Genomic DNA, 24,650 nt, shown 5'->3' on the forward strand with positions numbered 1-24,650 from the left:
CGCCCAGGGTCCCGCGCAGGTGGATCATGCCGTTGACCGGCGCGGACAGGGTGAAGCTGCGGCGGGCGTGGGCGCGGGCTTCTTGGCGGGCGAGGGCGGCTTGGTCGGCTTGGTCGGCCAGGTGTGGGGCGACGTAGGCGAGGATCCGTTCGCCGACCCGGCGTAGCTGGAAGGCGGGCAACCGGGCGGCCATCTCGATCAGGGTGTTTTGGGCTTGGTCCACGATCCGGGCGCTCTCACCCGGATCGACCGGTCCGGATCCGGCCTGGTCAAGGCCGGTCTGGTCGAGGTTGGCCAGGTCGCGCGGGATGGCTTCGAGGGTGGTGGCGATCGCGGTGGCTTGACGAGCGTTGAGGTGGCTGTCGAGCAGGGCTTGTTCGATGGCGGGGTGGTGGTGCAGCAGGGTGGCGCGGTCGGCGAGTTCCCGGGCTGGTTGCGGGTCGATGCGGAGCTGGGAACGCAGCCAGGACCGTGTGGTGCGGTGGCCCTGGGTGGTGGGCAGGCCTCGGGTGGTGGCTTCGTGGACGAGGCGGGCCTGCAGGGTGGCGGCGATCTGTTCGAGGCGGTAGGCGGTGTGCAGGCAGTCGGTGAGCTCAGGGTCGGTCAGTGGCCATAGCGGTGCTGCGGCGAGTTTGGCTGTCTCGTCGCTGAGCTGCTGCAGGTCGGCCAACATGGGACCATTTTGGAACACCTGTACGACAGTTTTCGGCCTGCCGGAGCCACCCTGTAGATCGACATTCACCATCTGCGAACAGCGGCCAACCGCAGATGCGGAGCCTCGACCGCACGGCCGGAACCGGCCGGCCGGAGCGAGTGCGGCCCTTCAGCGACTTGGCTGGAGAGGTGCGGCGCGTGACTCGATCGGAGTGCGAGCTGGGCGGCCTGGCGCAGGCGGCGGGACAGCGTGCTCACCGGCAGCGCATGCTGTCCGACGGTCGGCGCTGGGGGCGGCTCCCGCCGTACCGTCGCCGGCATGTGGGTGATCGATGCGGTTCCCCGTGCGCTGCGCGGCGACGCTGACGCCCTCGGGGTGCTATTGCCGGAGGCTACGGGCCGGAACTGGATGCCGCCGACCTGGCTACGCTGCCGGAGACCCAGCGGATCATCACGCACTGCCTCCACACGCGCCACCATGACGGGCGGGTTCGCCGGCGCCACCTGGGATCGATCATCGGTGAGGGCCGTCCGTGGGTGGCGCCGTTCGTTGTGCAGTTGGTCGGCGAGTATGTCGCGGACCTTCTGCTGGACATTCGGCGTAGTCTCGTGGAGGTCGACATCACGGGGACTCGGATGTACGACGTGTACGGGAGGTTCGGTGCCGACAATTCGGAGTTCATCGACCTGACCCGGCAGCGCGTCGCCAGCTACTGGGACTGCTACTACCGCGACGTCTGGGCTGACCGCTCCTACTACCCGGGGTCGACCGTGATCGAGTCACGGAGGGCGGCCGCTCGTCACTTCGAGGCGGGCGGGTGACACCAGACGCCGGGGCGGCAGGACCGGCGGCTACTTCGATGGGGTCGTCACCGCGCTTGCGTGGCTCCACAACTCCTCGAAACGTTCCTGGCGCTTCTTCACCAGCCTCGGGTCGACCACCAGGGCCACGCTCGCGATCGGTGGGGTCACGCTGTCGTCGAGGACTCGGGCGGTGTGGAACTCGTAGCTGACCTTCTGGTCGAAGATGATGAAGTCTTCCAGGTCGGTCTGGTGCAGGAAGTAGATGTCGTCGGGGCGGATCACCCTCGTCTCGACGCCGATCGTCCGGTGTGGCTCCAGCAAGGCTGCCAGCCGGGACGGGTCGGGGACCCGCTCGGTGAGCAGGAACAGGCGGCGGACCCGGACGTTGCGGTCGATCGCCGCCCGCTGGGCGGACAGATACTGCCGGCCCAGGTCGCTCGTCCAGAACTCGCCCTCGCCGAACGACGCCATCGTGACCGCGTCGATGCTCGCCGACGCCGAACCGGTCAGGCCCAGCAGCCAGTCGGGGTCGTTCTTGGACCGGAGGCCGTCCAGCGGAGGCTCGGGAATGGCCCGGGACGAGCCGGGGCGGGCCAGCTCCAGGCGCCGCGACGCCTCGGCCGCCTCCAGGATCAGCTCGGCCACGAGCACGAATGCGCCCACCACCACCGCCACGGCGGCACGCCACAGGATCTGCTGATCACCGATGCCGGTGAACACATATGTCAGGGCGCCGGCCACGACGGCAACCAGAAGCTTCAGTCCTATACGCACGGTGACCCCCCGGCGACGACAATGCGTACCATCACAGCGCAGTCACGCCGTGTGTGCAATGCCCGTGCACGATCACCGAAAAGGGGCGGTCCCTGCGGAACCGCCCCGGCACGCGAAAGTGGCGCAACGGCCCGGTGTTTCACGCAGGTCGCTGCGTGAAACACGGGACTCGTGCAGCCCGTACTCTTATGGGTTTTTCAGAAGGTCTTCGAAGTTGACCGTCAGGGCGAACGGGTCGATTACCGACACCGGGTCTCGCCGGGAGAGCTCGCGGGCCAGCTCGGCGGCGGCGCGGTCGACGCGGGAGCGCAGCGTGCCGTCGGCCGAGTCGGCGCCCCAGTCGTCGCTGGCTGCGAAAACCGACGTCGGGATGATCGCGGCGCGCAGGTAGGCGAAGAGCGGGCGCAGGGCGTGTTCGAGGGAGAGGCTGTGCCGGGCGGTGCCGGCCGTCGCGGCGATCACGACCGGCTTGTCGGCCAGGGCGTCCTTGTCGAGTACGTCGAAGAAGGACTTGAACAGGCCGCTGTAACTCGCGGTGAAGATCGGAGTGACGGCGATGAGGCCGTCCGCCGCCTCGACAGCGGAGAGCGCTTCCTTCAACGCGGCCGGCGGGAAGCCGGTGAGCAGGTTGTTGGCGATGTCGTGGGCGAGATCGCGCAGCTCGATGACGGTTACCGTGAGCTGGATGCCGCTCGCGGCGGCCGCGGTGACGGCCGCCGCTGCGAGCTGATCGGCCAGCAGACGGGTCGACGACGGCTGGCTCAAGCCGGCGCTGACTACCGCCAGTGAACGCTGGTTCATGCGTTTACCTTCTTCGCCGCGAGCAGGGACTCGTGGGTGGGGGCGTCCGGCACGTGGGCCGGCTTGAGCGCCGCGAACTCCTTGCGCAGGACCGGCACGACCTCGGCGCCGAGGAGGTCCAGCTGCTCGAGGACCGTCTTGACGGGCAGGCCGGCGTGGTCCATCAGGAACAGCTGGCGCTGGTAGTCGCCGACGTACTCGCGGAAGCCGAGGGTGCGGTCGATGACCTCCTGCGGGCTACCCACGGTGAGCGGGGTCTCCCGGGTGAAGTCCTCCATCGACGGACCGTGACCGTAGACGGGGGCGTTGTCGAAGTACGGCCGGAACTCCTTGACCGCGTCCTGGCTGTTCTTGCGCATGAACACCTGGCCGCCGAGGCCGACGATGGCCTGGTCGGGGTCGCCGTGGCCGTAGTGGGCGAACCGCTCACGGTAGAGCGCGACCATCCGCTGGGTGTGCGAGGCCGGCCAGAAGATGTGGTTGGCGAAGAAGCCGTCACCGTAGAAGGCGGCCTGCTCAGCGATCTCGGGCGAGCGGATCGAGCCGTGCCAGACGAACGGCGGGACCTCGTCGAGCGGCCGCGGCGTCGAGGTGAACGACTGCAGCGGCGTGCGGAACTTACCCTGCCAGTCGACGGTGTGCTCGCGCCACAGCTTGTGCAGGAGCGAGTAGTTTTCGATGGCGAGCGGGATGCCGGCTCGGATATCCTTGCCGAACCACGGGTAGACAGGTCCGGTGTTGCCGCGACCGAGCGTCAGGTCAACGCGTCCACCCGACAGGTGCTGCAACATCGCGAAGTCCTCGGCGATCTTCACCGGGTCGTTCGTGGTGATCAGCGTGGTGGCGGTGCTCAGCTGGAGCGTCGACGTCTGGGCCGCGATGTAGGCGAGCGTCGTGGTCGGCGAGGACGAGAAGAACGGCTCGTTGTGGTGCTCACCGAGCGCGAACACGTCGAGTCCGACATCCTCGGCATGCTTCGCGATGGTGACGATGTTCTTGATCCGCTCCGCCTCGGTCGGGGTCTGACCGGTGGTCGGGTCGGTGGTGATATCGCTGACGCTGAAGATCCCGAACTGCATGACCCGCTCCTTCGATGGTGCCGTACCGACTGCCCCGCACAACGTGCTTGCCCGGTCAACTATTTCAAATTCAAAGAACCTGCGCTGCGGTGCGCGTCACACCCGCTTGCCGGAGATCGATAGGGTGCCCCGCATGGGAGCGATCAAGCCGTGGCACCTGCTGTGCTGTCTCGTCGTAGTTCTGGCCCTGGGCGCGATCACCGCCGCCATCATCGCCGCCCAAAGACGGAAATAAAGCCTTTATAGGTACGCGGTGGGATATGTCCCGCGCTGCTCAGAGCAAGCCACCTGCAACACCGGGCCGTTGCGCCCCTTTCGCGACCGGCGGCGGGTCACGGTCAGAGCAGACCACTCAGGCGAGCCTCATCTGGACGCCCGCGGACAGCAGGGTCTCGTGCATCTCGATCTCGGTGGGCTTCGTGCCGGCGGGGACGTCGAAGACCAGTTGGCCCTTGACCGCCTCGCCGGGGACCACAGCCTCGTACCACGTGACGGGGTTTGCCTGACGCTCGGCGCCGGTGTCGCTCGTGTACTCGGTGCCGCTGCTGTCGAGGACCTTCTGGGCGCTGCCGTCGAAGCGCCTCGGCGCGGCGCCGCGGTTGGCCACCTGGATGCCGACGATGCAGTAGACGCCCTGGGCCCGGATCGCCGCGGCGCCGCTACCGACCGTGGGGGTTCCACACTTCACTCCGGACACCACGAACTCGAAGTCGCCGTCGCGCCCGGCGCCGCCGAGCGCCACCGGTTCGCTGTCATCAGCGCCGCCGCCGAAGAAATACCACGCGCCGGCGCCGGCGCCGAGCAGCAGCACGGACAGCACGGTAATCACTACGCCGCGGGTTCGGCCGGGCCCGGGATGCACGGAGTGTGATGACGGCATCGTCGTGCGGTAGGTCATGCGAGTACCCAACGACGAATGTTGATCTCGCGCATGGCCCATGTGGACGACCTTGGACCGGATGATCGGATACATCAGATTATTGCGTCGGCAACGATGACGTAACAACGGCGACGTTGGACAGCCATATAGGCCATGGTCCGGAGGTCACGGGTGATAACAGTCGGATTCTGATCCGGACGACACCCTCGCGCCGTATTTCCTACCGCAAGTCGATGTCCTAATGTGCATGCGGCAAACCGCGAGCGCCCGAAGAGTGCGCGCGACTAGGCTGGGGGTTACCCTGAGTGAACCAGCCGACTCTGCGCGCCTCTCGCAACTTCGGCCGCTGAACCAATCCCCGAGAGGCGGAGGATACCTGTGCCCGAGGCAGCCGAGGACCCACACGTCGCAGTAGCAGCGGCGGTGGCCGACCATGTCGTCGACCCGGTCGGGAACGAGGATGTCGATTGGGACCTCTTCGACTCACAGGCTTACTTCGCGCACAACTACGGCACGCTTCGCTGGGACGACGCCGCGATCATCAAGATCATCGCCGACTTCTTCGGGGCCAGCCTTCCGGACAAGTTCATCGGCCACGCGATCGACGTCGGGTCGGGCACCAACTTCTACCCGGCGCTCGCCATGTTGCCGTACTCCTTCCGCGTGACGCTCTTCGAGAGGGCGTACTCCAACCGGGAGTGGCTGAGTCACTCGTTGGAGCAGCCGCAGAGTTCGTGGTCGGATTTCTGGGCGGAGATCGCCAGCGGCCGCCGGCACTACGACCGGATCACCCGCCCGCTCGAACTGCTCGCCGACCGGGCCGAGGTGACCAAGGGCAACGTCTTCGACCTGCGCCCCAACCGGTACAACTTGGGCACCATGTTCTTCGTGGCCGAGTCGATCACGACGCGGGACGACGAGTTCCGCCGCGCCACCCGGTTGTTCGTCGACTCGCTGGTGTCCGGCGCCCCGTTCGCGGCCGCCTTCATGCGCAACTCCTCGGGCTACTTCGTCGGCAACAAGCGGTTCCCGGCGTGCTCGGTCAGCGAGGAAGACATCCGCGAGGCTCTTGACCCCGTTGCGCGCAGGCTGGAAATTCAGACCGTGGCCAGTGACGACCTCCGAGACGGTTACTGCGGGATGATGGTCGCCACCGGCCGGAAGAAGTAACGGTCGGAGTAAGTAGCGCCCGGCTGCAACTCTGAGCTGACAACGCAGACCCACGGATGGGTAGCCGATGCAGATCAAGCCACGTCAACAGCTCCTCGACATCTGGCGGGCCACGGCCCGGGTCTCGTATCACGACATGTGGACCCCGGACGGGCTCGGCGGCAGCAATTCGATCAGCGACGCCGAGCAGCTGCTCTGCATCATGGCGCCAGCCACCGAGATCCCGCTGTTCCGCCTCGACCAGCCCGACACGGTCACCGACGACGTCCTCGAGGCGCTCAAGCCGCTCGGTGACAACCTGCAGATCCCGCAGCGGCTGCTGCGCGCCCTGAACGAATACCTCAACCGCTATACCGCGGAGGACGGCACGCCGATCTTCTCCGGCGGCAGCTACTTCAGCGCCGAGGTGCCGGCGGAGAAGATCGAGCAGGAGCAGTTCGACTTCGACGTGGTCGACTCGTTCTCCATCTCGGTGACGCTGACGCTCGCGATCATCGGCTTCACCAAGACCTTCCGCCAGGTGGTCACCCGGCCCGCGCTGCTCCAGCAGGTCGACGACGTGGAGCGGCTGGCCAACCGGCGGCTGTCCGCGGCGATGGCCGGCCTGCTGCGCAGCTTCGCGGTCAACGTGTTCACCGTGGAGAGCAGGCTGGGTCAGGAGCTGCTGCGCACGGTGAACCAGGAGCGCCGCCCGGCCCACGTCGTGATCGACGAGCTGCGCTCGGCACTGCGGGAGATCAACGCCCGGCTGCGGGACGACGTCACCATCGGTTCCGGTGCCGCCGAGGGCAACGAGCTCGACAATCCCAACCGCCTGTTCGAGTGCGGCTGGTCGTGGGGCGTGCTGCACGACGCGCCGAAGATCGAGACGACGGCGGACGTGGGCGAGCAGCGCGAGGGCGTGGCGCAGAACGCTCCGTATCTTTACTTCACCACCGTGGCCCTCGACGCCATCCAGGCGCTCTCCTCCGAGCGCACCCGGCTGCTCGGCCTGCTCGACCCGGAGCAGTCCCGTCTCGCGCAGTCGCTGCAGCTGCGGTTCGAGCTGACCCGTTCCTACTGGGCCACGATCGCGACGTTCGGCTCCGGCCGCTGGCCCTTGGAGGACCTGCCCTGGCGGGCCACCGACGGCATCGAGTTCGACTACTTCAGTCTGCTGATCAGCGGCATGGTCATGCAGAACATGATGGCGGTCCGGGCCACCAACGCGAACATGCGCCGGGTCGCCGACGTGCTGGAGGAGCTGGCGAATCGCAGCCGGATCACCCGCCGCTCGACCGAGCCGGAGACGGCGGTCGGCGTGCACTATCCGGGCCTGCACTTCCCGCTCGAGGGCAGCGATGCCCGCGGCGGGCCGATCCTGCAGTGGACGGTCGCCGACATCTCGCCCACGCTGTTCAAGCGGACGCTCAACCTGGCCAGCATGACGACCGACGGGCCGACCCGCAGCCGCCTGCTCGACCTGTCCGACTCGATCTGGCAGCACCTGAACGACCGGGTCATCCGGCACGGTGACGATCACGGCCTGTGGGACTGGGCGTCCGGCGCCTTCTCGTATCTGCCGAACGGCGTCAGCCAGGTCTCGTGGTATTACACGAAGCGCGTGGTCGACTGTCTGGTCAACGCGGCCGGCGTGATCAACGAGCTGCCGCTGCGCAGTGAGCTGCTGCTGCAGATCGCCGCCGACCTGCTCAACGAGGCCGACCACCTCTACGACCGGGAGCTGCTCAACGGCACCACCACCCGCGGCGAGACGCTGCGGATCGATCTGGAGCGGATCGGGGCCGAGCTGAAGCGGGCCCGCACGGTCTACCGGGAGCGGCCGGGTGTGGCGGTGGCGGTGGCCGAGGAGGTGCTGCGCAAGCTGGACCGGCTGTCCGCGGCCCGCAAGGCGAATGTCGAGATGACCTGATAATGATCATTTTCGCGACGTCCGACAAGGGTGGCACCGGCCGTTCGGTGACCAGCAGCAACCTGGCCTACCGGCAGGCGCTGCAGGGCAAGGACGCCTGCTACCTCGACTTCGACTTCGGCTCGCCCACCTCCGGCGCCATCTTCGACCTGTCCGAGGTGCAGGCCGGCACCAACGGCGACGGGATGCACACCTACCTGGCCGGCGGCATCCCGGAGCCGCGCACCATCAACATCTGGGCCGAGACGCAGCGGGAGTCGCTGCGCAACCGGCCGGCCGGTGCGGGCCGGCTGACCCTGGTGCCCGGTGACCGCGGCGGCGGCGAGTTCCCGTCCTCCCCCGAGGTCGTCCAGCGCTGCGTCGACCTGCTGGTCCGCCTGGACGAGACGTACGAACTGGTGCTGGTCGACCTGAGCGCCGGCCGTTCGTACGCCACCGAGATCGTTCTGGAAGCCACCGCCCGGCCGCAGCTGCGCGACACCGAGGCCCGCTGGGTGGTCTTCCACCGCTGGACCAGGCAGCACATCGTCGCGGCCGGCGGTCTGGTGCACGGCCCGCAGGGCATCCTGGACACCGGCGTGCTGCACGGCCACAACCGCGGCGAGCTGCTGGAGAAGATCCGCTACGTCCGCACCGCCGTGCTCGACCCGTCCGCCGCCGACCAGGCCGGGCTGCGCGGCGAGCAGCTCGCGTGGCTGGACGTCTGCAACAAGCGCCTGCAGGATCTCGCCTCCACCCACAAGGTCGGCCGGGTGCACCTGCTCGGCCAGATCCCGCTCGACCCGGTGCTGCAGTGGCAGGAGCAGCTGCTCACCAACGACGACGTGTGGCTGCACCGCACCGCCAACGAGCGCACCGTCAACGCCCTCGAGGAGCTGGCCAAGAAGATCGTCGACGTGAGCGCGTGGGAGGGCCTGTGACGACGGCCGATGATCTGTTCACCGAGGAGAGCGCCTCCCCGGTCGTGCAGTCGGTCGCCCTGTCGCACCTGTCCATCGAGCTCGGCCACCTCTACATGGAAGACTTCCGGGCTGGCGAGGCTCGGCTGCGCGAGCACTTCCGGCGGGTCGCGCCGTGGGCGCAGGCCGCCGTGGACCAGGCCACCGCGCTGGTCGGGCCGCGCCGCACCCCGCGGATCAGCACCTGCTTCCTGATCGACGACTACTTCACCCGCTTCTCCAGCCCGCCCGAGGTGGTCGGGGCGCTGGTCGCGGCGGCCGGGTCGGCCGGGTTGGAGATCGACTACGTGGCGCGGGAGTCGGGCTGCGCCCGGGCCGGCGACGTCGACCTGGCCACCCTGGTGCAGGAGCATCTGGTCGACGAGCCGGCCGAGGGCGTCAACGGTGGCCGGCCGCCGGCCACCGAGTCGGGCTGGCTCAGCAACGGCGAGCGCTCCCCCGCGGCGACCGTGTCGGCGATGTCCGGGCCGAGCCGGTGGCGGCCGCCGCGGCAGAGCGCCGTGCAGAACCATTCGATCTTCGTGGACGTCGAGTTGTGGAGCGGCCCGGCCGAGGACCGGCTGTGGTCGTGCCCGTTCCTGGCCGCGGTCTGGCAGCTGCAACGGCTCGGCCTGCTGCGGCACCTGGGCCGGCCGGTGGCCGAGCCGGTCCCGGTCGCCGACCCGGCCGCGCTGTCGGCGGACTGGGACGAGATGCCGGCGATCATCCAGCTGAACCCGCGGGCCGCCGCACTGCGCGCCTACCGCACGTTCACCCCGCTGGACAGCCGCTTCCTACCGATCGAGCTGGCCGTGCGGACCATCCTGGGCCAGGTGTGGATCGAGCCGGCGGTGGACGGCCAGGTGTCCGGGCGGGCCCGCAGCGAGGGCCTGGAGCTGCCGGCCGAGCCGGTCGGGCGGATCTCCTACGCGTTCCTGTGACCGTCGTGCACCGGCTCCAGCGGTTGCAGCTCGCGGGCGACACCCCACAGCTCCCCGAAGAGCAGCGCGCACTCGCTGACGCGTGAGCTGGTGAGGACCAGGCGGGTCTCGGCCACCTGCGCCCGCCTCGGGTCACCGGTGGTCGGCGTCGTCTCGTACGCCAGGATGTCGTCGAAGACGATCAGGTCGCGCACCTGCACCCGCAGCGGGGTCGGCACCTTGCTCCAGTCGAGCAGCCGTACGTCGATCTTCATGTCGCGCTGCTCCTCGTAGACCCGGCGCAGCATCGGGTCGTCGGCCATCTCCGGCTCGTCGAGCACGAAGATGCGCCGGACCCGCTTGCCGTCGCCGGCCGCGCGGCGCTGCGCGTCGAGATAGCGCTGACCGATCTCGCTCTGCCACAGGTCGTGGTCGACCGCGGCCATGCTGATCGCGTCGATGCTCTTGGTGGCCGTCCGGGTCAGCCCGAGCAGCCAGTCGCGGTCCTCGCCGTAGTAGGTGGCGGTGCCGCCCTCGGCGAGCTGCTTGAGGAACTCCGACATCTCCTTGATCTTGGCCTGGACGAACTGGTAGACGATCGGCGGCGAGCTCGGGGAGATCTGCGTCGAGTTGCGCACGAGCTGGGTGACCAGGTCGGTCTGCAGCGCCGACGCCTCGATCAGGCCGAACAGTGCGGTCGCTTCGCTGATCTCGCCGAAGGCGTCGCCGATGAGCCGCTTGACGTCGGCCATCCCGTCCTTCTCCAGCTGCTCGACGGCGAGCAGCCGCTTCTCGAAGTCGACCAGGAAGCGGACCATCAGCGCGATGCCGCCGATCAGGATGGACAGCATGATCGAGATGCTGGTGTCCTGGTGCAGACCGTTGGTGATCAGGAAGGTGACGCCACCACTGGCCACCGTCACCATCGCGGTGCGGATGACGCTGGAGGACTCCCGCAGCTGGGTGGGCCGGGTCTCGGTGCTCGCGGCCACGTCGCCGCTCGCTGCCTTCTCGCCGCTCACTGCCGGATCGCCGAGGAGAAGCTGGAGAACGCCGCCACCGTGCCCGCGGACAGCTGGTCGCGGACCCGGTGCACCAGCAGGTCCCACTGCCGGCTGAAGCCGACCCGGCTCTCCAGGACCGTCCACAGCGCGCGGGCCAGCTCGTCGTCGGCCATCCGCGGTAACCACAGATGCAGCAGGTAGTCGATGGCCGGCAGCAGCCGGGCGATCACCTCCTCGCGCGGCAGGACCCCGATCGCGGCCTTGCGGGTGACCTCCAGCATCACGGTGATCAGCCAGTCGTGCAGGGCGAGGTCCTCGGCGATCGCGGCCAGCCGGGACGCGCTGGCCTCGGCGACGCTGAAGCTGAGCACCCGCAGCGCGTCGCCGTGCACCGCGAAGCGGATGCCGCCGGGGCTGGGGTCGCACGGTTCGACCAGCACCACCCAGCGCAGGCCGGTGCGGGCCGCGCGCAGCGGCGGGCGGCCGGCGCCGCGCAGGTTGTGCTGCACCCGGTCGGCGGCCTGCCGGGCGACGCCGCCGAGGTCGAGGGTGTCGGGGGCGCGCTGCGCGACGGCGAACGCGCCGGCCAGCTCGGGCCAGCGGGTGCGGCCGACGCTCTCGATGACGCCGGGCCGGGACAGGTAGTGCGACCAGGGGCGGCGGCTGCTGCCGTCGGCGGGGACCACGGTCGCGTACGCCGAGCCCTGCACCACGTGACCGTCCACGATCGCCGCCCGCTGCCAGGCGGTGCCGATGCCGCGCACCCGCCGCGCCGGGCCGGGCGGGCCGAGCGGGCAGTCGACGCCGACCGGTTTGTCGGGGGCGCGCACGTGCGATCGGGGTCGTTCGGAGATCCGGACCGGTTCACCGGCCACGAGATCCACCAGGGTGCTGGCGACATCGCCGGGCACCGGACCACCCCCGCGCAGAAGTCCGGTCTGCACCTCACCAACGATGAGCACGCCAAGGCCCCCAATATCCTCGACGGCCACGGAACGGATCAGCGGCGCGTCCCTGGCCGCATGACGCCAGCCGTTCGATTGGAACCCAAAGGTCGGCCGATTGCAACACCGTGAGTCATCAACCGAGGACGATGGGTCATAGTTCCTACCATCCCACGAGGACTACGAACAAGGCAGAAGCGCCGTTGTCTTCAGTCGCCGTAGATTTTCCTCACACTGTACGATCTTGCATCGATCACCGTTAGCGTCGAAAACGTGCCCTCCGACCCCGATGTCCTCGTTGTCGGCGCCGGTGTGTCCGGCCTGACCACCGGCTACCGGCTGGCCCAGCAGGGCCTGCGGGTCCGGATCCGGGCCGAGGACGCCCCGGGCCATACGAACTCGGCCGCGGCCGGCGCGATCTGGGACCCGATCTACGCGGAGCACCCGCGGGTCGGCGTCTGGGCGGCCCGCAGCTACGACGTGTTCTCCGAGATGCATGAGAAAGGCTTTCCGGGTGTACGCCTGGTCGACGGCATCGAGGCGTCCCGCGATCCGATGATCACCCCGGATTGGGCGCGCGGCCTGCCCGGCTACCGCGAGTGCGAGCCGGGTGACCTGCCGGCCGGTTTCGTGCACGGCTGGCACTACCGGGCGCCGATCATCGACATGCCGCCCTACCTGGCCCACCTCGAGCAGCTGGTCCGGGAGACCGGCAGCACCCTGGAGTACGGCGGGCACCTGGACAGCCTGACCGAGGCCGACGCGCCGATCCTGATCAACTGCAGCGGCGCCGGGGCGCACGACCTGGTGCCCGACCCGGAGGTGACCCCGATCCGGGGCCAGCTGGTCGCGGTGCGCAACCCGGGGATGACCGACTTCTTCGCCGAGCACACCCCGGAGCTGGGCGAGATGGTCTACCTGCTGCCGCAGGGCGACACGGTGCTGCTGGGCGGCAGCGCCGAGCCCGGCATCGCCGACCCGGCCCCCGACCCGGCGGTGGCCACGGCGATCATCGAGCGCTGCGGCAACATCTTCGCCTGGATCCGCGACGCCGAGGTGGTCGGCCACCGCGGTGGCATCCGCCCGTCCCGCCCGAAGATCCGCCTGGAGCACGAAGAGGCAGACGGCCGGCACGTGGTGCACAACTACGGGCACAGCGGGGCCGGGGTGAGTCTGTCGTGGGGCTGCGCCGAGGACGTGACCGACATCGTCCTGGGTCTACTCGGCCGGGAGCGGAAACAGGATCGGGCTGAGTAGGTAGGGCGTACGCTCCGCGGCCGGCTCGTTGGCCAGCACCGGGAGGATCGCCTCGCGCAGGCCGGCGATGAGCCGGTCGCGCTCCTGCTCGCTGAGCCAGATCGCGTGCTGGCGGTAGCCGACCATGTCGCGCGCCGGGTCCGCCTCGCCGGAGTCCAGGTAGGAGCCGAACTCGGCCAGCAGGACCGCGGCCGCGGTCGCGAACGCCTGCCGGTGTTCGTCGACGGTGGCCGAGGCCGCCCGGGACGCGTCGACGACCGCCCGGGCGCGGACCAGGCGGTAGCTGCGCTCGACGAAGCCGCGCACCCGCTGCTCCCCCGCCACCTCGATGATCCCGGCGTCGGCGAGCAGGCCGACGTGCCGGTAGACGGTGGCCTGGGAGACGTCGGGCAGCCGGGTGCACAGCTGGGCGGTGGTGACGGTCCGGCCGGTGCCGGACAGCGCGTGCACGATCCGCAGCCGGACGGGGTGCAGGAGGAGCTCGACGGGGTCCATTCCGTAATGTTCGCACGACTGCTAATGTTCGCAGCCATGAGAACAATGCTGCGGGGGCTGGCGTTCCATCTGCGCGGCGAGAGTGGGCCGCCGGTGGTCTATCTGCCGGGCGCCGGTCTGGTCGGGCTCGACTACCTCAATCTCGCGGCGGTCGCCGACGGGGTCACCCACGTGTTCTACGACCGTGGCGGCACCGGCTGGAGTGATCCGGTGCCGTTGCCGCGCAGCGCCGCCGACGTGGCCGGCGAGCTGCACGCGGCGTTGCCGCTGCCCGGGCCGTACGTGCTGGTGGGCCATTCGATGGGCGCGGTCTACGCGCGCCGGTTCGCGCAGCTGTTCCCGGCCGACGTGGCCGGGATGCTGCTGCTGGATCCCGGCCACGAGGACCTGTTCGCGCATCTGCCGCCGGAGGCGGCGGCGCTGAACGACCGGATGAAACCGGATCCCGCGCAGCTGCCCGACCTCACGCCGGAGCAGATCGCTGCCGCGCGGGAGGCGTATGCGGCGCTGCTGGCCGCCTGGCCGGCCGACGTCCGCGAGGAGCTCGTCGACCATCACCTGACGCACTGGCGGACCGGGCTGTACGAGGCGGCGAACCTGGAGTCCGAGGTGTACGACGAGGTGCGCCACGGCGGGCCGGTGCCGGACGTGCCGATCACCGTGCTGACCGCCGGCGCCGGCAATCCGGCCTGGGCCGCCTACGGGTCGCCGGAGCTGGTCGCGAAGACCCTGGCCGGCATCCGGGAGCTGCACGCCGGGATCGCCGCGTCGGTGTCGCGCGGCGAGCACCGGGTCATCGAGGGCGCCACCCACCAGTACGCGCACGTCGAGAAGCCGGCCGAGGTGGGCGCGGCCCTGCGCGAGCTGATCGGCCGGCTGGGATAGGCCGGCGCCGCCGCCCGGCCGCGGGGGGATGCGGCCGGGGCGACGGCGCCGGGGGTTGCGGGCCGGGTCAGCGGCCCTGCAGCGACTTCACGTTGTCACCGAAGGTCCAGGACTTGGAGCCGTCCCAGTTGATCGACCAGGTCATCAGGCCCTTGATGGCGCTCACGCTGTGGTAGCCCTGGGCGACCAGCGACGGTGCCATGTAACCGCCGCCCGCACCGGACTGGGCGGGCAGGCCCGGGACCTGCTTGTCGTAGGGCACCCGGATCGTGGTGCCCTGGATCGTCAGGCCGTTGTTGAGGCACTGGGTCTGCACGGTGAAACCCTGCACGGTGCCGGCCGAGTAGGAGTCGCCGGAGCAGCCGTACATCGAGCCGTTGTAGTACTGCATGTTCAGCCACCACAGCCGGCCGTTGTCCACGTACTTCTTGATGATCGGCAGGTAGGAGCCCCAGATCGAGCCGTAGGTGACGCTGCCGCCGGTCACGTACGCGGTCTCCGGCGCCATGGTCAGGCCGAAGTTGGACGGCATCGCGGCGAGCACGCCGTCGATGATGCGGATCAGGTTGGCCTGCGAGGCGGACAGGGTGGTGATGCTGCCGCTGCCGGTCAGGCCGGTCTCGATGTCGATGTCGATGCCGTCGAAGTTGTACTGCTTGAGCAGCGGCACGACGGTCGCGACGAACCTGTCGGCGACGGCGCTGGAGCTGAGGTCGATGCCGGCCGCAGCGCCGCCGATCGACATGAGGATGGTGGCGCCGGCCGCCTTGGCCGCGCACATCTCGGCGGGGGTGGACACCTTGACCCCGGCGTCCATGCCGTTCTCCCACAGCACCGTGCCGTCCGAGCGGATCACCGGGAAGGCCGCGGCGAGCACGTTGTAGCCGTGCTGGGCGATCCGGCTGTCGTTGATCGGGATCCAGCCGAGGCCGGGGTGCACGCCGTTGGACGCGCCGTCCCAGTTCTCCCAGTAACCCTGCAGCACCTTCCCGGCCGGCCGGGACTTGACCGCACAGGTGGAGCCGGTCGGCGGCGTGGTTGTCGGTGCGGTGGTCGGTGTGGTGGTCGGGGGCGTGGTGGTCGGCCGTGTCGTGGTGGGAGCGGTCGTCGGGGTTCCGGTGCAGGCGCCCAGGTCCTTCCACAGTGACGGCGTCGCGGCCGGGTTCCAGCCCGTGCCGACGTAGGCGGTGTGCGTGACGAGCGCCTGGTAGAGATGCGCGTTGTAGGTGACCTGCTGGCCGGCCGTGTAGGTCGGCCCCTCGGTCCAGACGGTGCCCGAGCAGGCGACCGCGGCGAACGACGTGCTCTCGCCGGCGAGGACCACGGCCACCGCCCCGGTCGTCACCGCCAACCCTGCGACCAGCGCCAACACCCGACGACGGACACCCATGGCTGCCCCTTTCAAGACGAACGTGACCCGCGGCACTCACATAGTGGCGTTCACATTCGTAAATATCAAGGGTTCTTAACTATTAGCGGGACGCCGAGGAATTGGGCGAACGGCTCCAGGGCCGCGGCGGCCTTGCGATGGTCGGCGGCCTTGAACGGGACGAGCGGCAGGACGGTGACGGTGACCCCCTTCGCCCCCAGCACCCGCTTCCAGGTGGCGACCACTCGACCACTGCGCACGAGGGTGGACTGGAACACGCCGTTGCCGCCCGGGATGATCGCCGCGAGGTCCGACGCGGAGGCCATCAGGGACCTGTCCTTGTAGCCGAGCATGTATTCGTCGAAGCCCGGGAGCGCGAGCCATGCGGTGTCCGGCAGTTCCTCAAGATCGGCGGCCATGATCATCTCAACGCCTTCGACGTCGACCGTGACCAGGGCGTCTCCCGCGACCCCGATGCCGGTCTTGACGTCGCCCATGGTCAGACCGGTCCAGCCGACCAGATCCTTGCGGGTGGCCGGGCCGTGACTCCGGAAGAAACGCAGGGCGATCAGGCCCAGGGCCTCCTCGCGCGACGGCGTGAACGGCGACGGGACCCACTCGTCGAGGAGCACGAATGTCTGGTCCTTGCCCACGTGCGGCGCGATGGCCGTGACGCCGCGCTGCGACGCGTACCAAAGCAGGTGGTAGCCCCGCTGGCCGGTCACCTCGACGCCGCCGTCGGTGAGGGTGACCAGGCACTCGGCTCGCGTCAGGCGTTTTCCGCCGGCGAGGGCGGAGCCGAGCAGGTCCATCGCCTTCTCGGCGGTCGCCTTGTCGAGGCCGAGGTAATCCCAGCGTTTCGCTACGCCGGTCAGCGAGCGGGTGCCCATCACGTCGAGCATCCAGTGCGCGTCACGGGCCGGGACGAGGTGGACGGTGCCGCGCATCGGCCAGGTGCGCAGCACGGAACGGTCTTCGAGGGCCTTGTTGACGTCGGTCAGGGACCAGCCGGGCAGCCGGGCGCCGAGGGACCACAGCACGCTGTTGACGTCCTGCGCCTGCATGGCGCCGAACCACGAGGTGATGCCCTCGACCGTGGTGGGACCGCCGCCGCGCAGCAGCAGGCTGGTCATCCGCAGGCCCAGGGCCGTCCTCGCATCCATGAGAACGACCCTAGGCCGTGGGTACGACAGAAAATCAGCGGCCGCGGCCGGCCCGGTACAGCTTGATCAGGTTGTTCGTCGACGAGTCGTCGTCGTCCGCCGGGGCCGACGAGGAGGTCAGCTTCGGCGCGAGCTGGTTGGCCATCACCTTGCCGAGCTCGACACCCCACTGGTCGAACGAGTTGATCTCCCAGATGGTGCCCTGGGTGAACGTGATGTGCTCGTAGAGGGCGATCAGCTGACCGAGCACGGCCGGCGTCAGCTTCGGCGCGACGATCGTGGTGGTCGGGTGGTTGCCCTGCATGACCCGGTGCGGTGCGACCGTGTCGCTGCTGCCCTCGGCCTTGACCTGCTCGAGCGTCTTGCCGAAGGCCAGCGCACCGGTCTGCGCGTAGAAGTTCGACATGAACAGGTCGTGCATGCCGCCGATGTCGTGGTTGGGCTGGGAGAACCCGATGAAGTCGGCCGGGATCAGCTTGGTGCCCTGGTGGATCAGCTGGTAGAAGGCGTGCTGGCCGTTGGTGCCGGGCTCGCCCCAGTAGACCTCGCCGGTCTGGAAGCCGACCGGCGAGCCGTCCAGGCGCACCGACTTGCCGTTGCTCTCCATGGTGAGCTGCTGAAGGTAGGCGGCGAAGCGGTGCAGATATTGCGAGTACGGCAGGATCGCGTGCGACTGGGCACCGAGGAACGTGTCGTACCAGACGTTGATCAGGCCGAGCAGGGCCGGCACGTTCGACTCGAGCGGCTGGGTGCGGAAGTGCTCGTCGACGGTGTGGTAGCCGGCGAGCAGGTCGGCGAACTGCTCCTTGCCGACCGCGACCATCACCGACAGGCCGACCGCGGAGGGCAAAGAGTACCGGCCGCCCACCCAGTCCCAGAAGCCGAACATGTTGGCGGTGTCGATGCCGAAGTCGGCGACCCGCTGCGCGTTGGTGCTGACCGCCACGAAGTGCTTGGCCACCGCGGCCTGGTCGCCGCCGAGCCCGGCGAGCAGCCAGTTGCGGGCCTCGGTCGCGTTGGTCAGCGTCTCCTGCGTCCCGAACGTCTTCGACACGATGATGAACAGCGTCGATTCCGGGTCGAGGTCGTGGGTCTTCTCGTAGAGGTCGGTCGGGTCGATGTTGGAGATGAACCGGCACTCGATCTCGGGCGACTTGTAGGCCTTGAGTGCCTCGTACGCCATCACCGGCCCGAGGTCGGACCCGCCGATCCCGATGTTGACCACGGTCTTGATCCGTTGGCCGGTGTGCCCCGTCCAGTCGCCGGACCGCACCCGGTCGCTGAACGCGCCCATCCGGTCGAGCACCTCGTGCACGTCGGCGACCACGTCCTGGCCGTCCACGACCAGCGACGCGGTGCGCGGCAGCCGCAGCGCGGTGTGCAGCACCGACCGGTCCTCGGTCACGTTGATGTGCTCGCCGGCGAACATCGCCTCGATCCGCGGCTTGAGGCGGGCCCGGTCGGCCAGCGCCAGCAGCGCGGTGATCACCTCGTCGGTGATCAGGTTTTTGCTGTAGTCCACGGTCAGGTCGGCGACGGTCGCGGTGAGGCGCTCGCCGCGGCCCGGCTCGCTGCCGAACAGGTCGCGCAGATGGACCGCCGAGAACTTCTCGGCGTGGCCCTGAAGGTCCTGCCACTCGGCGCTGTCGGAAACGTGTTCGCTCATTGGCCTTGTCTCTCCGCTCGAACCCGGACTCTCGTCCTCATCCTGGCATGAAACGGAGCGGACCACCGATCAGTTCACCACTGGGTCGGCGAACCGTCGCATGACAGGCATGAAGGCCTCCGGACCGGGTCGGAAGACCTCATAGAATCCGCACAGTCGGAGCACAGAGCGGACGTAGCACCCCGCCTCAGGGTTGGGTTCCATGACGACCTTGATGGAACGGCCGCGGGCAGCTGAACCCCGGCACGAATCCCCACCACCGCCACGCCGCGCGCGGCGATGGCCGGTCCTGGTCCTGCTGGCCGCGACCGCGGTCCTCTACCTGTGGGACCTGAGCGCCTCCGGCTGGGGCAACAGTTTCTACGCGGCGGCTGCCCAGGCCGGCGCGCAGAGCTGGAAGGCCTGGCTGTTCGGCTCGCTGGACGCCGGCAACGCCATCACCGTCGACAAACCGCCCGCCGCGATGTGGATCATGGGCTTGTCCGCCCGCATCTTCGGGGTGAACAGCTGGTCGATCCTCGCCCCGCAGGCCCTGATGGGCGTGGCCAGCGTCTACCTGCTGTACGCGTCGGTGAAGCGCTGGTTCGGCCAGAACGCCGGCCTGCTCGCCGGGGCGGCCCTCGCGCTGACCCCGGTCGCCGTGCTGATGTTCCGCTACGACAACCCCGACGCCCTGCTCGTGCTGCTGATGACGGCCGGTGCCTACACCACCGTCCGGGCGGTCGAGAAGGCGTCGTGGAAGTGGCTGGCGCTGACCGGCGTACTCCTCGGCTTCGGCTTCCTCACCAAGATGATGCAGGCGTTCCTGGTCCTGCCCGCCTTCGCCCTGGTCTACCTGATCGCCGCGCCGACCGGCCTCGGCAAGCGCATCCGCGACCTGCTCATCGCCGGCGTCGCCCTGATCGCCTCGGCCGGCTGGTACATCGCCCTGGTCTCGCTCTGGCCGGCAAGCTCCCGGCCGTTCATCGCCGGCTCCACCAACAACACGCTGTGGGAGCTGGCCCTGGGCTACAACGGCCTGGGCCGGATCTTCGGCGGCAGCGGCAACGGCGGGGGTGGCGGCGGCAGCCAGAACACCGGCTTCGGCGGCGCCACCGGCATCGGCCGGCTCTTCGGCAGCTCGATGGGCACCGAGATCTCCTGGCTGCTGCCGGCCGCGCTGATAGCCCTGGTCACCGTGCTCGCGCTGACCTGGACGGCGCCGCGCACCGACCGGGCCCGGGCCGGCGTCATCCTGTGGGGCGGCTGGCTGCTGGTCACCGGCATCACGTTCTCCTACATGAGCGGCACCATCCACCCGTACTACACCGTCGCCCTCGCCCCCGCGATCGCCGCGATGGTGGCCATCGGCGGCCGGGTGCTCTGGCTCTACCACGCCAAGACCTGGGCCCGCGCCCTGCTCTCGGCGATGATCCTGGCCACCGCGGTCTGGGGTTCGGTCCTGATGGGCCGGGCCGACTGGCTGCCGGCCCTGCGCTGGGCGTCACTCGCCCTCGGCGTGGTGTTCGCCCTGGTGCTGCTGCTTCCGGCCAAGAAACTGCGGGGCTTCGCGGTGGTTGCGCTGGTTGCCGCGATTCTCACGGCAGGCGCCTCCGGCGCCGCCTATGCGGCCTCGACCGCCACCGTCGCCCATAACGGTTCGATTCCCACCTCCGGTCCGTCGGGCCAATCCGGGATGGGAGGCATGGGTACGCGTGGCGGGGCAACCAACCGCACCGGCGCGCCGGGCAGCTCCTCAAGCGACAGCGGGTCGTCCAGCTCCTCGGCCACCGATTCGACGTCGACCCAGGGCGGCCCCGGCGGTGGCGGCATGGGTGGCAGCACCAGCAGCACCGAGCTGACCGCCCTGCTCAAGGCCAGCACCACCAAGTGGTCGGCGGCGATCAGCGGCGCCACCTCGGCCGCCGAGCTGGAGCTGGACAGCGGCACCTCGGTGATCGCCCTCGGCGGCTGGAACGGCAGCGACGCCAGCCCCACCCTCGCCCAGTTCCAGGCGTACGTGGCGGCCGGCCAGATCCACTACTTCATCGCCAGTGGCGGCGGTATGGGCGGCGGCGGATCCGGGGGCAGCACCACCGAGGCTTCCCAGATCGCCACCTGGGTGGCCGCCCACTACACGTCCACCACCGTCGGCAGCACCACGGTCTACGACCTCACCGCGACGGCGACCAGCTAGTTCACCCCGTCACGACTGGAGCCCCGCGCCGGAAAAGGCGCGGGGCTCCTCCGTTAGCATCGCCCCTTACATGAACGTCCTGACCAGGGCCGCGCCCCTCTCCGCCGTGACCGCCGGCCTGCTCGCCACGATCGTCGGCGTGACCAGCTCGGCCGCGATCGTCTTCAGCGCCGCCCGCGCGGCCGGCGCCGGCGACGCCGAACTCGCCTCCTGGATGCTCGCCCTCGGCGTCGGCATGGGCCTGACCTGCATCGGCCTGTCCCTGCGCTACCGAGCCCCGATCGTCACCGCCTGGTCCACCCCCGGCGCCGCGCTGCTGGCCACCGGCCTGGACGGCGTGACGCTCCGCGAGGCCACCGGCGCGTTCCTGATCTCGGCCGCGCTGATCACCGTGTCCGGCGCGACCGGCTGGTTCGCCCGGATCATGAACCGCGTCCCGGTTCCGCTCACCGCGGCCCTGCTCGGCGGCGTGCTGGTCCAGTTCGGCATCGGCCTGTTCTCCTCGATGCAGAACAGCCTGGCCCTGGTCCTCACCATGTTCGCCACGTACCTGCTGTGCCGGCGCTTCGTCCCCCGCTACGCCGTGCTCGCCGCCCTGGCCGCCGGCGTCACCGTCGCCGCGATCACGAGCTCCCTGCACGTGGCCGAGATCCAGCTGGCCTGGGCGAAACCCATCTTCACCGCCCCCGCGTTCTCCTGGCAGGCCACGATCGGCGTGGCACTCCCCCTGTTCGTGGTGACGATGGCGTCGCAGAACCTGCCCGGCGTGGCCGTCCTGCGCAACGACGGCTACCAGGTCCCGGTCTCCCCGCTGATCGGCTGGACCGGCGCCACCAACTTCGTGCTGGCCCCGTTCGGGGCGTTCGGCCTGAACCTGGCCGCCATCACCGCCGCCATCTGCACCGGCCCGGCGGCCCACCCCGACCCGCGCCGCCGCTACCTGGCCAGCGTCTGGGCCGGCATCTTCTACCTGGTGATCGGCGCGCTGGGCGCCACGGTCGGCGCACTGCTGACCGCCCTGCCACCCGCCCTGGTCCTGGGCATCGCCGGCATCGGCCTGCTCGGCACGATCGGCAGCTCCCTGACCTCGGCCCTGACCGACGACCGCTGGCGCGAGGCAGCCGTGGTGACCTTCCTGGCCACCGCCTCAGGCCTCAAGCTCCTGGGCGTGGGTTCCGCCTTCTGGGGCCTGGTCGCAGGCTTGCTGACCGCCGCCGCAACCGGCGCTTTCCGCTCCCGCCCGGCCGCCCCGGCACCAGCACCAGCACCCGTCCCGACCCCCGCGCCGGGATCGGCCTCCGGGCCCGGGGCTGCCGGTGGTCAGCCGTAGCCGTCAGTGGCTGAACAGGGCGCTGACATCCGGCGGGCGGAAATTGGGGCCCTTCTGGACCTTGCCGTTGAGCAGGATCGGACGGCCGTCGGCGCCGAGCTTGCTCATGTTGGCCCGGTGCACCTCGGCGATCACGGCGTCGAGGTCGATGCCATGGCTGATCGCGGTGCCGTACGCGACGTAGACCACGTCGGCCAGCTCACGGGCCAGGTCGGCCAGGCGCTGCGGCGACGGGTCGAGCTGGGCCGCCGCCGCAGCCTCAGCCACCTCGCCGACCTCCTCGTCGAGGAGCCGCTGGCGAACCCCTGCCAGCTCCGGCGAGATCGGGCCGGGGCGATCGGGATGGGCCAGACCGAAAACCTCATGGAACTCGCGGACCATCCGCCGCGGCGACTCACTCACGACCGGCACCCTATCGGGCCGCGGTCCGCAGCTGTTTCAGCGTGTGCCCGGTGGCCCGCTTGAACAGGTATTCGGCCCGCTCGTAGGAGAGCCGGGCCCGCCCGGTGTGCGGGCAGCGGTCGGCCGGCGCATCCGGGGCCGGCCGCCGAGCGGTGAGGAATAGCGGCCCGGACGCGCGCCCCGCGATCAGGTCGGGCACGAGCCGAGCGGTCGCAGCCCGCCAGGTCACCCATCGGCCGCCCACCCGCGCGCGTCGATCGTCAAGGTCCAGGTCTTCGACGTTGAGGGCAAGAACCGTGCTCACCGGCGCCGCCGACTCATGCAGAAGCAGCCAGAAGACCCGCTCCCGCAGCGGGTGCCGGGAGTCCGCCCACGGCGCCGTCAGGTCAGCGCCGGACAGGCCGGCCGCGGGCAGGCCACCGCCGGGCGGCGACGCCTTCTCCGCGCGGCGAATCAGCTCCGTCGCGATCTCCGGACGGCCGCACCAAACCCCGAAGGACCGGATGGTGGCTCGATGCCGATTCCACGTTCTCGGGGCGGCACTCCCCCACGCGGTCGTGCACACCGTCGCCACGACGTCGGCTGTCAGTTCGTCGATGAGCAGGCTGTCGCCGAGCGCCCGCCGCAGCCGGGTGAAGGTCTGCCGATAAGAACGCAGCGTGGCCGGGTCCAGGCCGCCCTTGGCCAGGAACGCCGCCGCTGCCTCTCCGAGCGTTTCCGCAGTGGCAGCTGCCTCTGCATCGACGGCCGCAGCGGCATCCGCCGCCGCCGGGGACTTGTTCTGGCCGGCCATCTCGGTCGCGCGGCGGTGCAGGAACTCCTGTTCCGCGCGGTTCTGGGTCAGCAGCAGGGCTCGTTCGAACTCGCGGCGGGCCGCTGCGGGGCGGCCCAGGCGGGACAGCAGGTCGCCGCGGACCGCGGGGAGTAGGTAGTAATCGCGCAGGGCCGGGATGCTCTGGAGGGCGTCCGCCTCGGTCAGGCCGAACTCCGGGCCGTAGGCCATGCCTATCGCCACTGCTCGGTTCAGCTGGACCACCGGGGTGGGGAGCAGCCGCACCAAGGCGTCGTAGAGCTTGGCTATCCGGTGCCAGTCGGTTGCCTCGGCCGTGGGGGCCTGGGCGTGGCAGACCGCGATCGCGGCCTGCAGCACGTAGGGGCCGGGTGGGCTGCTGGTCTCGCGGGCTCGCAGCAGGGCGGCGAAGCCCCGGCGGATCAGCAGGCGGTCCCAGCGGCCGCGGTTCTGCTCGTGCAGGAGGACCAGCTCGCCGGTGGGGCCGATCCGGGCGGCCGCGCGGGACGCCTGCAGCTCCATCAGGGCGACCAGGCCGTGCACCTCGGCCTCGCCGGGGACCAGCTCGGCCAGCATCCGGCCCAGCCGCAGGGCCTCGCGGCACAGGTCGGCCCGGATCAGGTCCTCGCCGGCGGTCGCCGAGTAGCCCTCGTTGAAGATCAAATACAGGACTTCGAGTACGGATGACAGCCGGCCCGCCGTCGACGCGGTGCCGGGCCGGGTGAAGCCGGCTCCCTCGGCCGCGAGGATCTGCTTGGCGGCGGCGATGCGGCGGGCCACCCGCGGCTCGTCGACCAGGAACGCCCGGGCGATCTCGGCGTTGGCCAGGCCGGCCACCAGGCGCAGGGTGAGCGCGATCCGGGCGTCCCGCTCCAGCGCCGGATGGCAGCACACGAAGAGCAGCCGCAGAACGTCGTCCTGCTCCTCCTCCAGCGCGAGCGTCCCGGCCGCGGCGGTCTGGGCGGTGGCGGTCTGGGCGGTGGCGGTCTGGGCTCGGCGGATGTGGTCGACCGCCCGGCGCCGGGCGACCGTGGTCAGCCAGGCGCCGGGGTTGTCGGGGACTCCCGCCGCCGGCCACTGTTCCAGGGCCGCGACCAGGGCGTCCTGGGCCAGCTCCTCGGCCAGGCCGACGTCGTGGACCAGCCGGGCCAGCCCGCCGACGATGCGGGCCGACTCCAGCTTCCACACCGCTTCGATCGTGCGGCGGACGTCGGGCCTGGCGGAATCGGGCATGGGG

General features: G+C 70.1%; 22 protein-coding genes. 9 read left to right on the top strand and 13 right to left on the bottom strand.

The genetic code is table 11. The annotated features are described in order from the left end of the window. Positions 1-673, bottom strand: a 673-nt coding sequence (locus tag Adu01nite_RS39690) for a 13E12 repeat family protein (RefSeq protein ID WP_203734502.1), incomplete at its 3' end; no start/stop codon positions are given. A 518-nt stretch (positions 674-1,191) separates the two neighbouring features. On the opposite strand from Adu01nite_RS39690, the gene Adu01nite_RS39695 reads away from it, so the two are divergent. Beyond that, complete coding sequence (locus tag Adu01nite_RS39695) at positions 1,192-1,476, top strand: hypothetical protein (RefSeq protein WP_203734503.1); 285 nt, start codon at positions 1,192-1,194, stop codon at positions 1,474-1,476. A gap of 30 nt (positions 1,477-1,506) precedes the next feature. Here Adu01nite_RS39695 and Adu01nite_RS39700 read toward each other — a convergent pair whose 3' ends face one another. The 4 genes from Adu01nite_RS39700 to Adu01nite_RS39715 form a co-directional block, all read right to left on the bottom strand. After that, positions 1,507-2,232: a DUF6879 family protein gene (locus Adu01nite_RS39700; RefSeq protein WP_203734504.1), complete on the bottom strand. Its 726-nt coding sequence runs from the start codon at positions 2,230-2,232 to the stop codon at positions 1,507-1,509. A 186-nt stretch (positions 2,233-2,418) separates the two neighbouring features. Next, positions 2,419-3,033: an FMN reductase gene (locus tag Adu01nite_RS39705; protein ID WP_203734505.1), complete on the bottom strand. Its 615-nt coding sequence runs from the start codon at positions 3,031-3,033 to the stop codon at positions 2,419-2,421. Next, positions 3,030-4,112, bottom strand: coding sequence for an LLM class flavin-dependent oxidoreductase (locus Adu01nite_RS39710; protein WP_203734506.1), 1,083 nt, complete (start codon positions 4,110-4,112; stop codon positions 3,030-3,032). Before Adu01nite_RS39710 ends, Adu01nite_RS39705 begins: the two co-directional genes overlap by 4 nt. Before the next feature lie 352 nt (positions 4,113-4,464). After that, positions 4,465-4,923, bottom strand: a complete 459-nt coding sequence (locus tag Adu01nite_RS39715; RefSeq protein WP_203734507.1) for a DUF4352 domain-containing protein — start codon at positions 4,921-4,923, stop codon at positions 4,465-4,467. A gap of 492 nt (positions 4,924-5,415) precedes the next feature. On the opposite strand from Adu01nite_RS39715, the gene Adu01nite_RS39720 reads away from it, so the two are divergent. From Adu01nite_RS39720 to Adu01nite_RS39735, 4 genes are all read left to right on the top strand, one after another. Then, entirely contained in the window at positions 5,416-6,162 is a 747-nt protein-coding gene (locus Adu01nite_RS39720) for an SCO2525 family SAM-dependent methyltransferase (protein ID WP_203734508.1), read from the top strand. 67 nt (positions 6,163-6,229) lie between these two features. After that, positions 6,230-8,074 carry an SCO2524 family protein gene (locus tag Adu01nite_RS39725; protein ID WP_203734509.1) on the top strand — a complete coding sequence of 615 codons (1,845 nt, stop codon included), beginning with the start codon at positions 6,230-6,232 and terminating at the stop codon, positions 8,072-8,074. A 2-nt stretch (positions 8,075-8,076) separates the two neighbouring features. Next, entirely contained in the window at positions 8,077-8,994 is a 918-nt protein-coding gene (locus Adu01nite_RS39730) for an SCO2523 family variant P-loop protein (RefSeq protein WP_203734510.1), read from the top strand. Then, positions 8,991-9,953, top strand: coding sequence for an SCO2522 family protein (locus tag Adu01nite_RS39735; RefSeq protein WP_203734511.1), 963 nt, complete (start codon positions 8,991-8,993; stop codon positions 9,951-9,953). The genes Adu01nite_RS39730 and Adu01nite_RS39735 overlap by 4 nt, the downstream gene beginning before the upstream one ends. Here Adu01nite_RS39735 and Adu01nite_RS39740 read toward each other — a convergent pair. Beyond that, complete coding sequence (locus tag Adu01nite_RS39740; protein ID WP_239133058.1) at positions 9,938-10,954, bottom strand: DUF6879 family protein; 1,017 nt, start codon at positions 10,952-10,954, stop codon at positions 9,938-9,940. The genes Adu01nite_RS39735 and Adu01nite_RS39740 overlap by 16 nt on opposite strands. Further along, complete coding sequence (locus Adu01nite_RS39745) at positions 10,951-11,880, bottom strand: SCO2521 family protein (RefSeq protein WP_239133059.1); 930 nt, start codon at positions 11,878-11,880, stop codon at positions 10,951-10,953. Before Adu01nite_RS39745 ends, Adu01nite_RS39740 begins: the two co-directional genes overlap by 4 nt. Before the next feature lie 273 nt (positions 11,881-12,153). Between Adu01nite_RS39745 and Adu01nite_RS39750 the strand changes: the two genes are divergently transcribed. After that, the gene (locus tag Adu01nite_RS39750) at positions 12,154-13,137 is read left to right on the top strand and encodes an FAD-dependent oxidoreductase (RefSeq protein ID WP_203734513.1); all 984 of its coding nucleotides are present in this window, start codon (positions 12,154-12,156) and stop codon (positions 13,135-13,137) included. Here the strand turns inward: Adu01nite_RS39750 and Adu01nite_RS39755 are convergent. Then, positions 13,099-13,632 (bottom strand): helix-turn-helix domain-containing protein, encoded by a 534-nt coding sequence (locus tag Adu01nite_RS39755; protein WP_203734514.1) that lies wholly within the window; start codon positions 13,630-13,632, stop codon positions 13,099-13,101. The two genes, Adu01nite_RS39750 and Adu01nite_RS39755, sit on opposite strands and share 39 nt — an antisense overlap. A gap of 36 nt (positions 13,633-13,668) precedes the next feature. Here Adu01nite_RS39755 and Adu01nite_RS39760 point away from each other — a divergent pair, with 36 nt between their 5' ends. Next, positions 13,669-14,517 (top strand): alpha/beta fold hydrolase, encoded by an 849-nt coding sequence (locus tag Adu01nite_RS39760; RefSeq protein ID WP_239133060.1) that lies wholly within the window; start codon positions 13,669-13,671, stop codon positions 14,515-14,517. 67 nt (positions 14,518-14,584) lie between these two features. Here the strand turns inward: Adu01nite_RS39760 and Adu01nite_RS39765 are convergent, their stop codons facing one another. The 3 genes from Adu01nite_RS39765 to pgi form a co-directional block, all read right to left on the bottom strand. Continuing rightward, a complete protein-coding gene (locus tag Adu01nite_RS39765; RefSeq protein ID WP_203734515.1) occupies positions 14,585-15,907 on the bottom strand; it encodes a carbohydrate-binding protein in 1,323 nt (440 codons plus the stop codon). Between the two features lie 65 nt (positions 15,908-15,972). Then, the gene (locus tag Adu01nite_RS39770) at positions 15,973-17,049 is read right to left on the bottom strand and encodes a winged helix DNA-binding domain-containing protein (RefSeq protein ID WP_203734516.1); all 1,077 of its coding nucleotides are present in this window, start codon (positions 17,047-17,049) and stop codon (positions 15,973-15,975) included. Between the two features lie 34 nt (positions 17,050-17,083). Further along, positions 17,084-18,715, bottom strand: coding sequence for a glucose-6-phosphate isomerase (pgi, locus tag Adu01nite_RS39775; RefSeq protein WP_203734517.1), 1,632 nt, complete (start codon positions 18,713-18,715; stop codon positions 17,084-17,086). Positions 18,716-18,917: 202 nt separating this feature from the next. Between pgi and Adu01nite_RS39780 the strand changes: the two genes are divergently transcribed. Together Adu01nite_RS39780 and Adu01nite_RS39785 are read left to right on the top strand one after the other, a co-directional pair. Continuing rightward, positions 18,918-20,891, top strand: a complete 1,974-nt coding sequence (locus Adu01nite_RS39780) for a glycosyltransferase family 39 protein (RefSeq protein ID WP_239133061.1) — start codon at positions 18,918-18,920, stop codon at positions 20,889-20,891. Positions 20,892-20,961: 70 nt separating this feature from the next. Beyond that, a complete protein-coding gene (locus Adu01nite_RS39785; protein ID WP_203734518.1) occupies positions 20,962-22,221 on the top strand; it encodes a benzoate/H(+) symporter BenE family transporter in 1,260 nt (419 codons plus the stop codon). Between the two features lie 3 nt (positions 22,222-22,224). On the opposite strand, the gene Adu01nite_RS39790 is transcribed toward Adu01nite_RS39785, so the two are convergent. Together Adu01nite_RS39790 and Adu01nite_RS48775 are read right to left on the bottom strand one after the other, a co-directional pair. After that, on the bottom strand, positions 22,225-22,623 hold the full coding sequence (locus Adu01nite_RS39790; protein ID WP_239133062.1) for a pyrophosphohydrolase domain-containing protein: 399 nt from the start codon (positions 22,621-22,623) through the stop codon (positions 22,225-22,227). Positions 22,624-22,633: 10 nt separating this feature from the next. Beyond that, positions 22,634-24,646 (bottom strand): DUF6596 domain-containing protein, encoded by a 2,013-nt coding sequence (locus Adu01nite_RS48775; protein WP_203734519.1) that lies wholly within the window; start codon positions 24,644-24,646, stop codon positions 22,634-22,636. Between the last annotated feature and the right edge of the window lie 4 nt (positions 24,647-24,650).

This window comes from Paractinoplanes durhamensis (genome assembly GCF_016862175.1).
Lineage (GTDB): Bacteria > Actinomycetota > Actinomycetes > Mycobacteriales > Micromonosporaceae > Actinoplanes > Actinoplanes durhamensis.

Excerpts from the sequence above, each read along its gene's own strand:
- Adu01nite_RS39705 (WP_203734505.1), bottom strand. The coding sequence starts at position 3,033 with ATGAACCAGCGTTCACTGGCGGTAGTCAGCGCCGGCTTGAGCCAGCCG.
- Adu01nite_RS39710 (WP_203734506.1), bottom strand. The coding sequence starts at position 4,112 with ATGCAGTTCGGGATCTTCAGCGTCAGCGATATCACCACCGACCCGACC.
- Adu01nite_RS39725 (WP_203734509.1), top strand. The coding sequence starts at position 6,230 with ATGCAGATCAAGCCACGTCAACAGCTCCTCGACATCTGGCGGGCCACG.
- Adu01nite_RS39730 (WP_203734510.1), top strand. The coding sequence starts at position 8,077 with ATGATCATTTTCGCGACGTCCGACAAGGGTGGCACCGGCCGTTCGGTG.
- Adu01nite_RS39755 (WP_203734514.1), bottom strand. The coding sequence starts at position 13,632 with ATGGACCCCGTCGAGCTCCTCCTGCACCCCGTCCGGCTGCGGATCGTG.
- Adu01nite_RS39760 (WP_239133060.1), top strand. The coding sequence starts at position 13,669 with ATGAGAACAATGCTGCGGGGGCTGGCGTTCCATCTGCGCGGCGAGAGT.
- Adu01nite_RS39765 (WP_203734515.1), bottom strand. The coding sequence starts at position 15,907 with ATGGGTGTCCGTCGTCGGGTGTTGGCGCTGGTCGCAGGGTTGGCGGTG.
- Adu01nite_RS39770 (WP_203734516.1), bottom strand. The coding sequence starts at position 17,049 with ATGGATGCGAGGACGGCCCTGGGCCTGCGGATGACCAGCCTGCTGCTG.
- pgi (WP_203734517.1), bottom strand. The coding sequence starts at position 18,715 with ATGAGCGAACACGTTTCCGACAGCGCCGAGTGGCAGGACCTTCAGGGC.
- Adu01nite_RS39780 (WP_239133061.1), top strand. The coding sequence starts at position 18,918 with ATGACGACCTTGATGGAACGGCCGCGGGCAGCTGAACCCCGGCACGAA.
- Adu01nite_RS39785 (WP_203734518.1), top strand. The coding sequence starts at position 20,962 with ATGAACGTCCTGACCAGGGCCGCGCCCCTCTCCGCCGTGACCGCCGGC.
- Adu01nite_RS48775 (WP_203734519.1), bottom strand. The coding sequence starts at position 24,646 with ATGCCCGATTCCGCCAGGCCCGACGTCCGCCGCACGATCGAAGCGGTG.